We start from the raw sequence: 12317 nt of genomic DNA, 5'->3' as shown, positions 1-12317 counted from the left end.
CGGGAGCGCCCGCTACGCGCGACCGGCCTCGATCGCCGCCGCCAGGGCCTTCGGCTCGCGCGTCGACAGGTACACGTACGGAGTCGGGTCCTGTGGGTCGGTGACCGGCACCCGGACGGCCGTCGGGATGTAGCTCCGCAGCAGCATGAAGGCGCGGGTGTCCGCCTTGTACGTACGCCACGCGCGGGCCTCCTCGCCCTCCAGCACCTCCGCCTCGCCGAGCGCCGTCACCGGGATCCGGGCGTCGCCGGCCACCAGGGCGCCCGACACGACCCGGATCCTGGCCGAGCCGTAGGAGCTGACCGCGACCGCGGACAGGGCCGTCCCCCCCACCAGGCCGGCCAGCAGCGGCAGGCCGCCCAGCGGCAGCAGCATCAGCGCGCAGGCGATGCCGATCAGGAGCGCGATGAACCACCAGGAGCGCGGCGCGGTCAGTCGTTCGTCGAAAGGCGGGGTGGAAGGCTGCATGGGCCCAAGCTTGGCACGGCGCGACCCGCGGACAGGCGCGCGGGTAAGGTCTGCGCCTGTGAGTGGAACATCTGAGGCCCTGAAGCCCCCGGCCGACGCGGTGAAACCGGTCCGGCACCCCGAAGCCCCGGCCCCCGGGGAGCTCCTCGGCGCGCATTACGAGCACTGTTTCGGCTGCGGCGACGGACAGCGGCACGGGCTGCACCTCCAGGCGCGGGCCGGCGAGGGCGTCAGCGTCACCGCCGAGTTCACCGTGCAGGCCGCCCACCAGGGCGCCCCGGGGCTGGCGCACGGCGGCATCCTGACCACCGCGCTGGACGAGACGCTCGGCTCGCTGAACTGGCTGCTGCGGGTGATCGCGGTGACCGGACGGCTGGAGACGGACTTCGTCCGCCCGGTGCCCGTGGACACCGTGCTCCACCTGGACGCCGAGATCACCGCGGTGCACGGCCGGAAGATCTACTCCCGGGCGACCGGCCGGATCGGCGGTCCGGACGGACCGGTGGCGGTCCGGGCCGAGGCGCTCTTCATCGAGGTCAAGGTCGACCACTTCATCGAGAACGGCCGCCCCGCCGAGATCCGGGCGGCCATGGCCGACCCGGACCAGGTCCGCCGGGCCCGCGCCTTCGAGGTGAACCCCTGATGCGCCGGCCCGTCGACGTACTGATCCGCCGGGTCGACCCGGACGTGCCGATTCCGGCCTACGGGCACCCGGGCGACGCCGGGGCCGACCTGGTCACCACCGAGGCCGTCGAGCTGGCTCCCGGCGAGCGGGCGGTGCTGCCCACCGGGGTGTCTATCGCGCTGCCCGACGGGTACGCCGCGTTCGTGCACCCGCGCTCCGGACTCGCCGCACGGTGCGGAGTCGCCCTGGTGAATGCCCCCGGGACGGTCGATGCCGGGTACCGTGGAGAGATCAAGGTCATCGTCATCAACCTCGACCCGCGCGAGCCGGTGCGGTTCGACCGGTTCGACCGGATTGCCCAGATGGTCGTCCAGCAGGTCGAGAAGGTGCGGTTCCACGAAGTGTCGGAGCTGCCCGGTTCGGCCCGCGGCGAAGGGGGCTTCGGGTCCACCGGAGGACACCGTTCCGGTGATGACGATGGTGTCAGGGGCGGGATTACCCAGGGCGGGAACAGCTACGCTTCGGTCGTACCCGACCGGGAAGGACAGTGACGTGTTCGGACGTCGCAAGAAGAGTGGTTCCGCCGAGGACGTGGCGGGCGAAGCGCGCGAGGCCGAGCAGGTCGTCGACGAGCTCGATGACACCGACGGTGCCGGCGCACGCCGGGTGAATCTTCCGCCGGCGCCGCGGCCGGACGGGCCGTGGGACATCTCCGAGGTCTCCCAGCCCGGCGAGGGCCGGGTCGACCTGGGCGGGATCTTCGTGCCCGGTGTCGAGGGCATGGAGCTGCGGGTCGAGGTGGCGGGTGACGCGATCGTCGCCGCCACGGTCGTGCTGAACGACAGCGCCGTCCAGCTCCAGGCGTTCGCGGCGCCGAAGAAGGAAGGCATCTGGGGCGAGGTCCGCGAGGAGATCGCCGCGGGCATCACCCAGCAGGGCGGGATCATCGACGAGGTCGAGGGCCCGCTGGGCTGGGAGCTGCGGGCCCAGGTCCCCGTCCAGCTCCCGGACGGGACGAACGGCGTGCAGCTGGTGCGCTTCGTCGGCGTCGACGGGCCCCGCTGGTTCCTGCGCGGAGTGATCTCCGGCCAGGGCGCCGTCCAGCCGGAGGCCGCCGGGCTGCTGGAGACGATCTTCCGGGACACCGTGGTCGTCCGCGGCGAAGGGCCGATGGCTCCGCGCGACCCGATCGTCCTGAAGCTGCCCGACGACGCCCAGATGGTGCCCGAGGGCGTCCAGCAGGAGAGCCAGGAGAACTCGCGGTTCTCCGGTGGGATGGGCCAGCTCCAGCGCGGACCCGAGATCACCGAGGTGCGCTGACGCGACCGCTTCCGGCCGGTGGGCCGTACCCCTTTCCGAGGGGGTACGGCCCACCGGCCTTTTCGCGTCCCGGCAAGGGCGGGAGCGGGTTTCCGGACACCGCGCGGCGGCGGCAGGCGACCGCGTACGCGACGGGGCGTGTATGGGGCGCGTATGAGGCACGTATGCGCGCCGTCAAGGGCCCGACGATCGCCGTAAGGAAGGCATCAACGCAGGCCAGGACGGTCGTGGCGGGAGGTTTGCTCAAGAGGTCCGAGAATCCGTACCTCATCTAGGAGCACACGATGGCCGACGTGGCCTTCGTCGTCACCACGATCGCGGTCTTCGCGCTGGTGGCCCTCGTCGCCAAGGGGGTGGCGAAGCTGTGACCGCCGAGAACATGGTCGGCCTGGTCGTGGCCGTCGCCCTGCTGGGCTACCTCGTCCTCGCCCTTCTCTACCCGGAGAGGTTCTGAGCGCGATATGAGTCCCGTCCTCGCCGGTGTGCTCCAGCTGCTCGCGCTCGTCGTGGCGCTGGGGCTGGTGTACCGACCGCTCGGCGACTACATGGCCGGTGTCTACTCCTCGACGAAGCACCTCCGCGTCGAGAAGTGGATCTACCGGGCCATCGGCGCCCATCCGAACACCGGGATGCGCTGGCCCGCCTATCTCCGCGCGGTGCTCGCCTTCTCCGTGGTGGGTGTCCTCTTCCTCTACCTGCTCCAGCGGCTCCAGGGCGCCCTGCCCGGTTCGCTCGGCTTCTCCTCGATCGACCCCGACCAGGCGTTCAACACCGCCGCGTCCTTCGTCGCCAACACCAACTGGCAGTCGTACTCCGGCGAACAGGCCATGGGCCACGTCGTCCAGACCGGCGGCCTCGCGGTGCAGAACTTCGTCTCGGCCGCCGTCGGCATGGCCGTCGCGGTGGCCCTGGTCCGCGGCTTCTCCCGGTCCCGTACCGGTGAGCTCGGCAACTTCTGGGCCGACCTGGTGCGCGGCACCGTCCGCGTCCTGCTGCCGATCGCCGCGCTCGGCGCGGTGGTGCTGGTGGCCTGCGGAGTGATCCAGAACTTCGCCGGCATCCACGAGGTCGGGCAGTTCCTGGGCGGCTCGCAGCAGTGGAACGGCGGCGCCGTCGCCTCCCAGGAGGCCATCAAGGAGCTGGGCACCAACGGCGGCGGCTACTTCAACGCCAACTCGGCCCACCCCTTCGAGAACCCCAACGGGCTGTCCAACCTGTTCGAGATCTTCCTGATCCTGGTCATCCCGTTCGCGCTGACGCGGACCTTCGGCCGGATGGTCGGCTCGCTCAAGCAGGGGTACGCGCTCCTCGCCGCGATGGGCGTCATCTGGATCGGCGCCACCGCGTTGATGATGTGGACCGAGTTCGCCCACCACGGGCCCGCGTACCAGATCGCGGGCGGGGCGATGGAGGGCAAGGAGACCCGGTTCGGGATCGCCGGATCGTCGCTCTTCGCGGTCGCCACCACCCTCACCTCCACCGGCGCGGTGAACTCCTTCCACGACTCGTACACCGGCTTCGGCGGCGGGATCACGATGCTGGACATGCAGCTCGGTGAGATCGCGCCCGGCGGCGTCGGCTCCGGCCTCTACGGCATCCTCGTCATGGCGATCATCGCCGTGTTCCTCGCCGGACTGATGGTCGGCCGTACGCCCGAGTACCTCGGCAAGAAGATCGGCACCCGCGAGATCAAGCTCGCGGCCTGCTACATCCTGATCACCCCGGCGCTGGTGCTCTGCTTCACCGCCCTGGCGATGGCGCTGCCCACCCCGCCGCACTCCATGACCAACACCGGCGCGCACGGATTCTCCGAGATCCTCTACGCCTACACCTCGGGCGCGAACAACAACGGTTCGGCGTTCGCCGGGCTCAACGCCGACACCCAGTGGTTCAACACCACGATCGGTCTGGCGATGCTGCTCGGCCGGTTCCTGCCGATGGTGTTCGTCCTCGCCCTGGCCGGCTCGCTCGCCGAGCAGAGGCCCGTACCGGCCACCGCGGGCACGCTGGCCACGCACAAGCCGCTCTTCAGCGGACTGCTGGTCGGCACGATCCTGATCATCACCGGGCTGACCTTCTTCCCGGCCCTGGCCCTGGGCCCGCTGGCCGAAGGACTGGCGTCATGACCACTCGTACCGAGCAAGAGGACTCGATGTCCACTGTCACCCCCACCCGGGCGCCCCACCAGGACGCGCCCGCCGGCCACCAGGACGAAGGACGCGTCGGCGCCGGGCTGTTCGACCCCAAGCAGCTGATCCGCTCCTTCCCCGACGCCGTCCGCAAGCTCGACCCCCGGTCGATGGTCAGGTCCCCGGTGATGTTCGTGGTGCTGATCGGCTCGGTCCTCACGACCGTGCTGGCCTGCCTGCACCCGGGGGAGTGGTTCGGCTGGGCGATCGCGGCCTGGCTCTGGCTCACCACCATCTTCGCCAACCTGGCCGAGGCGGTCGCCGAGGGACGCGGCAAGGCCCAGGCCGACACGCTGCGCCGGGCCAAGACCGACACCGTCGCACGGCGGCTGTCCGGCCGCGACGAGGAGCACGTACCCGGCACCGAACTGCGCGTCGGCGACCTGGTGGTCTGCGAGGCGGGCGACATCATCCCCGGCGACGGGGACGTCGTCGAGGGCGTCGCCAGCGTCGACGAGTCCGCGATCACCGGCGAGTCCGCCCCGGTCATCCGGGAGTCCGGCGGCGACCGCAGCGCCGTCACCGGCGGGACGAAGGTGCTCTCCGACCGGATCGTCGTCAAGATCACCACGAGGCCGGGCGAGACCTTCATCGACCGGATGATCGCCCTGGTCGAGGGCGCCGCCCGGCAGAAGACGCCCAACGAGATCGCGCTGAACATCCTGCTCGCCTCGCTCACCATCGTCTTCCTGCTCGCCGTCGTCACCCTCCAGCCCTTCGCGCTCTACGCCGGGCAGGGGCAGTCGATGATCGTGCTGACCGCGCTGCTGGTCTGCCTCATCCCGACGACCATCGGGGCGCTGCTCTCCGCCATCGGCATCGCCGGGATGGACCGCCTGGTCCAGCGCAATGTGCTCGCGATGTCGGGGCGGGCGGTCGAGGCCGCCGGGGACGTGTCGACCCTGCTGCTCGACAAGACCGGCACCATCACGCTCGGGAACCGGCAGGCCGCCGCGTTCGTCCCGGTGACGGGCACGACCGAGGCCGAACTGGCGGACGCCGCCCAGCTCTCCTCGCTGGCCGACGAGACGCCCGAGGGCCGCTCGATCGTCGTCCTCGCCAAGGAGGAGTACCGGCTGCGCGAGCGCCACCAGGGCGAACTGGCCGGCGCCCAGTGGGTGGCCTTCACCGCGCAGACCCGGATGTCCGGCGTCGACGTGGACGGACGGAAGATCCGCAAGGGCGCCGCCGGATCGGTCACCGCCTGGGTGAAGGAACGCGGCGGCACGGTCCCGCGGGACGTGGCGGCGCTCACCGACACCATCGCCCAGGCCGGCGGCACCCCGCTGCTGGTCGCCCTGGAGGACGGGCACGGCGCCCGCGTCCTCGGCGTCGTCCACCTCAAGGACGTCGTCAAGGAGGGCATGCGGGAGCGGTTCGACGAGCTGCGCCGGATGGGCATCCGCACGGTGATGATCACCGGCGACAACCCGCTGACCGCGAAGGCCATCGCCGAGGAGGCCGGTGTCGACGACTTCCTCGCCGAGGCCACCCCCGAGGACAAGATGGCCCTCATCAAGCGGGAGCAGGCGGGCGGCAAGCTCGTCGCGATGACCGGCGACGGCACCAACGACGCCCCGGCGCTCGCCCAGGCCGACGTCGGCGTGGCCATGAACACCGGCACCTCGGCCGCCAAGGAGGCCGGGAACATGGTGGACCTCGACTCCAACCCCACCAAGCTGATCGAGATCGTCGAGATCGGCAAGCAGCTGCTCATCACCCGGGGCGCGCTGACGACGTTCTCGATCGCCAACGACGTCGCGAAGTACTTCGCGATCATCCCGGCCATGTTCGCCGCGGTCTACCCGGGCCTGGCGAAGCTGAACATCATGCAGCTGTCCTCGCCGCAGTCCGCGATCCTGTCGGCGGTCGTCTTCAACGCGCTGATCATCGTCGCCCTGGTGCCGCTCGCCCTGAAGGGCGTGCGCTACCGGCCCAGCAGCGCCGACTCGATGCTCCGGCGGAACCTCGGGCTGTACGGGCTCGGCGGCCTGATCGCCCCGTTCATCGGCATCAAGATCATCGACATGGTCATCTCCCTCATACCCGGTCTGCACTGACACCAGGAAACGGCTGACCCGCCATGAACAACTCCGTAGCGAACACGACCCGGCTGCTCTGGGCCGGGCTGCGCGCCCTGCTCGTCCTCACCGTCGTCTGCGGCGTGCTCTACCCGCTGGCCGTCACCGGGGTGGCCCAGGGGATCCTCCCCGGCCGGGCCAACGGCTCCGAGATCACCGAGAACGGCCGAGTCGTCGGCTCCGAACTCATCGGCCAGCGCTACGACCTGCCGCTGAAGAAGGGGCAGCAGACCCCCGCGCCGGACCTCAAGTGGTTCCAGCCCCGCCCCTCCAACGGACTGGGCACCAACACCGTCAACACCCAGTACGAGCTGCTCCTCTCCGGCGCGACCAACCGCTCCGCCGACAACAAGGAGCTGATCGACTGGGTCACCGCCGCCAAGGCCGCCGTGGTGAAGGACAACTCCGTCCCCGGCCACCCGGTGAAGCCCTCGCAGGTGCCGCCCGACGCGGTCACCTCCTCCGGCTCCGGCCTCGACCCGGCCATCTCCCCGGCGTACGCCCAGCTCCAGGTCCGCCGGGTCGCCGAGCGCAACCACCTGCCCGTCGACCGGGTGGAGAAGCTTGTCGCCCAGCACACCGACGGCCGGATCCTCGGCTTCGTCGGCGAGCCCACGGTCAACGTCCTCCGGCTGAACATCGGGCTGAGGGAGCTGACCGGCCGGAGCTGACGGCCCCGCCCCGTGCCCCGCGCACCGCGCTCCCCCGCGGTACGCGGGGCACGGCCGTTGTCCCGACCTGGGCGCATTACCCATACTGTCGGTCCACGGGATCGATCACGTACGGGGGAGAGACATGACCGAGAGCACTGGCCGGACGGGCACCGAGGGCCAGGGCGGCACCGCGCTCGCCGGGGGACCGGCCGAAGGCCCGATGGTGCGGGTCGAGGACCTGCGCCGCTCGTACGGCTCCGGGCCGGGCGCGGTGCACGCGCTGCGCGGGGTCTCCTTCGAGGTGCCGCGCGGCGAGCTGGTGGCGCTCAAGGGGCGTTCCGGCTCGGGCAAGACCACCCTCCTCAACCTCCTCGGCGGGCTCGACACCGCCGACGCCGGCCGGATCACCATCGACGGCACGGACCTCGCCGGGCTGGGCGAGGACGGGCTCCTGGAGCTGCGCCGGGAGCGGGTCGGCTTCATCTTCCAGTCGTTCGGCCTGATCCCGATCCTGACCGCGGCGGAGAACGTCGGCGTACCCCTGCGGCTGCGCAGGGCGGATCCGCGCGAACGCGAGGAGCGGGTGGCGCTGCTGCTCGCCCTGGTGGGCCTCGCCGACCACGCCGCCCAGCGCCCCGGAGAGCTCTCCGGCGGCCAGCAGCAGCGCGTCGCCATCGCCCGCGCCCTGGCCAACCGGCCCGCCCTGCTGATCGCCGACGAGCCCACCGGCCAGCTCGACGCGGAGACCGGGCTCGCGGTGATGGAGCTGCTGCGGGCGGTGGTGCGCAGCGAGAACGTCACCGCGCTGGTGGCCACGCACGACAGCCAGCTGCTCGGGCTGGCGGACCGGGTCCTGGAGCTGCGCGACGGGAACATCGTCGACCACGGGTGACCACGGACGGCCCCGCCGGAACCCCGGCGCGCCGCCCCGGGCGTCAGAATCCTGTCAATTCGGTCCCTCCATCCCGCCCTCGTCCGCCCCGCCCCCGCTCGGAGGGGTAGCTTCGAACCGGCCGCCGCATCGGACGCGGCCGGTTCAAGAGAAGACAATGGGGCCATGGCACGCGGCAAGCTTCGGATCTACCTGGGGGCGGCACCCGGCGTCGGCAAGACGTACGCGATGCTCGCCGAGGCCCATCGGCGGGTGGAGCGGGGCACCGACTGCGTCGTCGCCTTCGTCGAGCACCACGACCGGCCCCGCACCGAGGTCATGCTGCACGGCCTGGAGCAGATCCGGCGCAGCGAGATCGAGTACCGCTCGGCGGTCTTCACCGAGATGGACGTCGACGCCGTGCTGGAGCGCGCCCCCGCCGTCGCCCTGGTGGACGAGCTGGCCCACACCAACGTGCCGGGCTCCCGCAACGCCAAGCGCTGGCAGGACGTGGAGGAGCTGCTCCAGGCCGGGATCGACGTGATCTCCACCGTCAACATCCAGCACCTGGAGTCCCTCGGCGACGTCGTCGAGTCCATAACCGGCGTCCGGCAGCGCGAGACCGTTCCCGACGAGGTCGTCCGCCGGGCCGACCAGATCGAACTGGTCGACATGTCGCCCCAGGCGCTGCGCCGCCGGATGGCCCACGGCAACATCTACAAGCCGGACCGGATCGACGCCTCGCTCTCCAACTACTTCCGCCCCGGCAACCTGACCGCCCTGCGCGAGCTGGCCCTCCTCTGGGTGGCCGACCGGGTCGACGAGTACCTCCAGCAGTACCGCGGTGAGCACAACATCCGCACCACCTGGCAGGCCCGCGAACGCATCGTCGTCGGCCTCACCGGCGGCCCCGAGGGCCGTACGCTCATCCGCCGCGCGGCCCGGATGGCGGCCAAGGGCTCGGGCAGCGAGATCCTCGCCGTCTACATCGCCCGCAGCGACGGCCTGACCTCCGCCTCGCCCAAGGAACTGACCGTCCAGCGCACCCTGGTCGAGGACCTCGGCGGCACGTTCCACCACGTCATCGGCGACGACATACCCTCCGCGCTCCTGGAGTTCGCCCGTGGCGTGAACGCCACCCAGATCGTCCTCGGCTCCAGCCGCCGCAAGGCCTGGCAGTACATCTACGGGCCCGGCGTGGGCGCCACCGTCGCCCGGGAGTCCGGCCCCGACCTCGACGTCCACATCGTCACCCACGAGGAGGTCGCCAAGGGACGCGGCCTGCCCATCGCGCGCGGCGCCCGGCTCGGCCGGGCCCGGATCATCTGGGGCTGGGTGGTCGGCGTCGGCGGCCCGGCCCTGCTCACCCTGCTCCTCGCCTGCGTGGACAGCGGCCCCGGGCTCGCCAACGACGTCCTGCTCTTCCTCTTCCTGACCGTGGCCGCCGCGCTGCTCGGCGGGCTGCTGCCCGCCCTGGCGTCGGCCGCGGTCGGCTCGATGCTGCTGAACTACTGGTTCACCCCGCCCACCCACACCCTGACCGTGCAGGACCCGGAGAACTTCGTCGCCATCGTGATCTTCTTCGCGGTGGCGGTATCGGTCGCCTCGGTGGTCGACCTGGCGGCCCGCCGCACCCATCAGGCGGCCCGGCTGCGCGCCGAGTCGGAGATCCTCTCGTTCCTGGCCGGCAGCGTGCTGCGCGGCGAGACGACGCTGGACGCGCTCCTGGAACGGGTCCGCGAGACCTTCGGCATGGAGTCCGTCGCCCTGCTGGAGCGGCGCAGCGACGTGGACCCGTGGACCTGCGCGGGCAGCGTCGGGCCGGCGCCGGTGGCCCGGCCGGAGGACGCGGACGTGGACATGCCCGTCGGCGACCACATGGCGCTGGCGCTCTCGGGGCGGGTGCTGCCCGCCGAGGACCGCCGGGTGCTGGGCGCCTTTGCCGCGCAGGCCGCCGTCGTACTGGACCGCCAGCGCCTGGTCGGCGAGGCGGAGGAGGCCCGCCGCCTCGCCGAGGGCAACCGGATCAGGACCGCGCTCCTCGCCGCCGTCAGCCACGACCTGCGCACCCCGCTCGCCGCGATCAAGGCCGCAGTGAGCTCCCTGCGCTCCGACGACGTGGCCTGGTCCGAGGAGGACCAGGCCGAGCTGCTGGAGGGCATCGAGAACGGCGCCGACCGCCTCGACCACCTCGTCGGCAACCTCCTCGACATGTCCCGGCTCCAGACCGGCACGGTCACCCCGCTGATCCGCGAGATCGACCTCGACGAGGTGGTCCCGATGGCGCTCGGCGGCGTACCGGAGGACAGCGTCGACCTGGACATCCCCGAGACCCTGCCGATGGTCGCGGTCGACCCCGGGCTGCTGGAGCGGGCCGTCGCCAACATCGTCGAGAACGCCGTGAAGTACAGCCGTCACGCCGAGCGCGTCACCGTCGCCGCGAGCGCGCTCGGCGAACGCGTCGAGCTGCGGGTGGCCGACCGCGGTCCCGGCGTGCCCGACGAGGCCAAGGAACGCATCTTCGAGCCCTTCCAGCGCTACGGGGACGCCCCGCGCGGCGCGGGCGTCGGGCTGGGGCTCGCGGTGGCCCGCGGCTTCGTCGAGTCCATGGGCGGCACGCTGGACGCCGAGGACACCCCGGGCGGCGGCCTCACCATGGTGCTGACCCTCAGGGCTGCGCCGGGATACGTTCCGGTCGGTCCCGACCCGTCCGAACAGGCCGTCCCGTGACCGCCCGGGCCGTCCCGTGACCGCGCGGGTCACCCCACCCTCACCATGATCACCGGAATGCCCGGGAGATCGCCGTACAGCAGAAAGGCAGGGCCCCCATGACCCGGGTGCTTGTGGTCGACGACGAGCCGCAGATCGTACGCGCCCTCGTGATCAACCTGAAGGCGCGCAAGTACGAGGTGGACGCGGCGCCCGACGGCGCGACCGCCCTCCAGCTCGCCGCCGCCCGCCACCCCGACGTCGTCGTCCTCGACCTCGGGCTGCCGGACATGGACGGCGTCGAGGTGATCAAGGGGCTGCGCGGCTGGACCCGGGTGCCGATCCTGGTGCTCTCCGCCCGCCACACCTCGGACGAGAAGGTCGAGGCCCTGGACGCCGGGGCCGACGACTACGTCACCAAGCCGTTCGGCATGGACGAGCTGCTGGCCCGGCTGCGCGCCGCGGTCCGCCGCGCCGAGCCCGTCGGGCAGCAGGGCACCGACGATGTCGTGGTCGTCGAGACCGAGGGGTTCACCGTCGACCTGGCGGCGAAGAAGGTCCACCGCGACGGGCGGGACGTACGGCTCACCCCCACCGAGTGGCACCTGCTGGAGGTTCTGGTCCGCAACAGCGGCCGACTGGTCAGCCAGAAGCAGCTCCTCCAGGAGGTCTGGGGGCCCTCGTACGGCACCGAGACCAACTACCTGCGGGTCTACATGGCGCAGCTCCGGCGCAAGCTGGAGACCGACCCCTCGCACCCCCGGCACTTCGTGACCGAGCCGGGCATGGGCTACCGCTTCGAGCGCGGCTGAACGGGGCGGCGGGGGTCCGGGGGGAGACGCCCCGGGCCGGGCCCCACCAGCCCTGCCCTGCTCACTCGTTCGAGTGAGATTCGGGGGAGCTCCGTGTGAGCTCCGTGCGGGGTTGCGGGTGAGACCGGGGACACCCGCCCGGAGCAGCGGGGACCGGTACCCTTCGGGTATGAGTGCTGTTCCACGATCCGACCGGCCGGGCAGGGCGGAGAAGCCGTCCGGCCGCTTCCGCCGGATGCTCGACCGGCTGTCCAGCTCCCAGGAGGACCTGGAGTCCGAGGAGCTGCAGGAGGACACGCATGCTTCCGGGTGCTCCCGGATCTCCGACTGCGCCGACCGCCAGATCGTGAAGGTGACTGGTACCTTGCGGACCGTCACCCTGCGGCCGCGCGCCGGAGTGCCGGCCCTGGAGGCCGAGCTCTTCGACGGGACCGCGCCGCTCGACATCGTCTGGCTGGGCCGTCGCTCCATCGTGGGCATAGAGCCGGGCCGTCGGCTCATCGTCTCCGGGCGCATCGCCATGAGCCACGGGCGGCGGGTGCTGTTCAACCCCATGTACGAACTCCGACCGCTCGGCAAGGAGTAGCCG

At 71.7% G+C, this 12317-nt stretch carries 12 protein-coding genes; 11 read left to right on the top strand and 1 reads right to left on the bottom strand.

The genetic code is table 11. From position 1 onward, the window contains the following. Positions 1-12: 12 nt before the first annotated feature. Positions 13-468 (bottom strand): DUF3093 domain-containing protein, encoded by a 456-nt coding sequence (locus ACWC97_RS10910; RefSeq protein WP_352273230.1) that lies wholly within the window; start codon positions 466-468, stop codon positions 13-15. A 58-nt stretch (positions 469-526) separates the two neighbouring features. Here ACWC97_RS10910 and ACWC97_RS10905 point away from each other — a divergent pair, with 58 nt between their 5' ends. The 11 genes from ACWC97_RS10905 (at position 527) to ACWC97_RS10855 (ending at position 12314) form a co-directional block, all read left to right on the top strand. Continuing rightward, positions 527-1111 carry a PaaI family thioesterase gene (locus ACWC97_RS10905; protein ID WP_352273229.1) on the top strand — a complete coding sequence of 195 codons (585 nt, stop codon included), beginning with the start codon at positions 527-529 and terminating at the stop codon, positions 1109-1111. Then, complete coding sequence (dut, locus tag ACWC97_RS10900) at positions 1111-1644, top strand: dUTP diphosphatase (RefSeq protein ID WP_450648709.1); 534 nt, start codon at positions 1111-1113, stop codon at positions 1642-1644. Before ACWC97_RS10905 ends, dut begins: the two co-directional genes overlap by 1 nt. A gap of 1 nt (position 1645) precedes the next feature. Then, complete coding sequence (locus ACWC97_RS10895; RefSeq protein ID WP_352273227.1) at positions 1646-2413, top strand: DUF3710 domain-containing protein; 768 nt, start codon at positions 1646-1648, stop codon at positions 2411-2413. 364 nt (positions 2414-2777) lie between these two features. Further along, entirely contained in the window at positions 2778-2867 is a 90-nt protein-coding gene (gene kdpF, locus ACWC97_RS10890; RefSeq protein ID WP_352273226.1) for a K(+)-transporting ATPase subunit F, read from the top strand. Between the two features lie 7 nt (positions 2868-2874). Then, positions 2875-4539, top strand: coding sequence for a potassium-transporting ATPase subunit KdpA (gene kdpA, locus ACWC97_RS10885; protein WP_450648707.1), 1665 nt, complete (start codon positions 2875-2877; stop codon positions 4537-4539). Beyond that, the gene (gene kdpB, locus ACWC97_RS10880; protein ID WP_385205479.1) at positions 4536-6662 is read left to right on the top strand and encodes a potassium-transporting ATPase subunit KdpB; all 2127 of its coding nucleotides are present in this window, start codon (positions 4536-4538) and stop codon (positions 6660-6662) included. The genes kdpA and kdpB overlap by 4 nt, the downstream gene beginning before the upstream one ends. Positions 6663-6685: 23 nt before the next feature. Further along, positions 6686-7354 (top strand): potassium-transporting ATPase subunit C, encoded by a 669-nt coding sequence (locus tag ACWC97_RS10875; RefSeq protein ID WP_450648705.1) that lies wholly within the window; start codon positions 6686-6688, stop codon positions 7352-7354. 124 nt (positions 7355-7478) lie between these two features. Beyond that, the gene (locus ACWC97_RS10870; RefSeq protein WP_450648703.1) at positions 7479-8228 is read left to right on the top strand and encodes an ABC transporter ATP-binding protein; all 750 of its coding nucleotides are present in this window, start codon (positions 7479-7481) and stop codon (positions 8226-8228) included. Positions 8229-8393: 165 nt separating this feature from the next. Further along, complete coding sequence (locus ACWC97_RS10865; protein ID WP_352273221.1) at positions 8394-10937, top strand: sensor histidine kinase KdpD; 2544 nt, start codon at positions 8394-8396, stop codon at positions 10935-10937. A 98-nt stretch (positions 10938-11035) separates the two neighbouring features. Further along, positions 11036-11728: a response regulator gene (locus ACWC97_RS10860; RefSeq protein ID WP_366296858.1), complete on the top strand. Its 693-nt coding sequence runs from the start codon at positions 11036-11038 to the stop codon at positions 11726-11728. Positions 11729-11897: 169 nt separating this feature from the next. Further along, complete coding sequence (locus tag ACWC97_RS10855; RefSeq protein WP_352273219.1) at positions 11898-12314, top strand: OB-fold nucleic acid binding domain-containing protein; 417 nt, start codon at positions 11898-11900, stop codon at positions 12312-12314. Positions 12315-12317 lie beyond the last annotated feature (3 nt).

Source organism: Streptomyces sp. NPDC001108 (assembly GCF_053598535.1).
This window is presented reverse-complemented; position numbering and strand designations above follow the sequence as displayed.

What these genes read in the sequence shown, in the direction of transcription:
- ACWC97_RS10910 (WP_352273230.1), bottom strand. Translation starts at nt 468, where the DNA reads ATGCAGCCTTCCACCCCGCCTTTCGACGAACGACTGACCGCGCCGCGC.
- dut (WP_450648709.1), top strand. Translation starts at nt 1,111, where the DNA reads ATGCGCCGGCCCGTCGACGTACTGATCCGCCGGGTCGACCCGGACGTG.
- kdpA (WP_450648707.1), top strand. Translation starts at nt 2,875, where the DNA reads ATGAGTCCCGTCCTCGCCGGTGTGCTCCAGCTGCTCGCGCTCGTCGTG.
- kdpB (WP_385205479.1), top strand. Translation starts at nt 4,536, where the DNA reads ATGACCACTCGTACCGAGCAAGAGGACTCGATGTCCACTGTCACCCCC.
- ACWC97_RS10875 (WP_450648705.1), top strand. Translation starts at nt 6,686, where the DNA reads ATGAACAACTCCGTAGCGAACACGACCCGGCTGCTCTGGGCCGGGCTG.
- ACWC97_RS10870 (WP_450648703.1), top strand. Translation starts at nt 7,479, where the DNA reads ATGACCGAGAGCACTGGCCGGACGGGCACCGAGGGCCAGGGCGGCACC.
- ACWC97_RS10865 (WP_352273221.1), top strand. Translation starts at nt 8,394, where the DNA reads ATGGCACGCGGCAAGCTTCGGATCTACCTGGGGGCGGCACCCGGCGTC.
- ACWC97_RS10860 (WP_366296858.1), top strand. Translation starts at nt 11,036, where the DNA reads ATGACCCGGGTGCTTGTGGTCGACGACGAGCCGCAGATCGTACGCGCC.
- ACWC97_RS10855 (WP_352273219.1), top strand. Translation starts at nt 11,898, where the DNA reads ATGAGTGCTGTTCCACGATCCGACCGGCCGGGCAGGGCGGAGAAGCCG.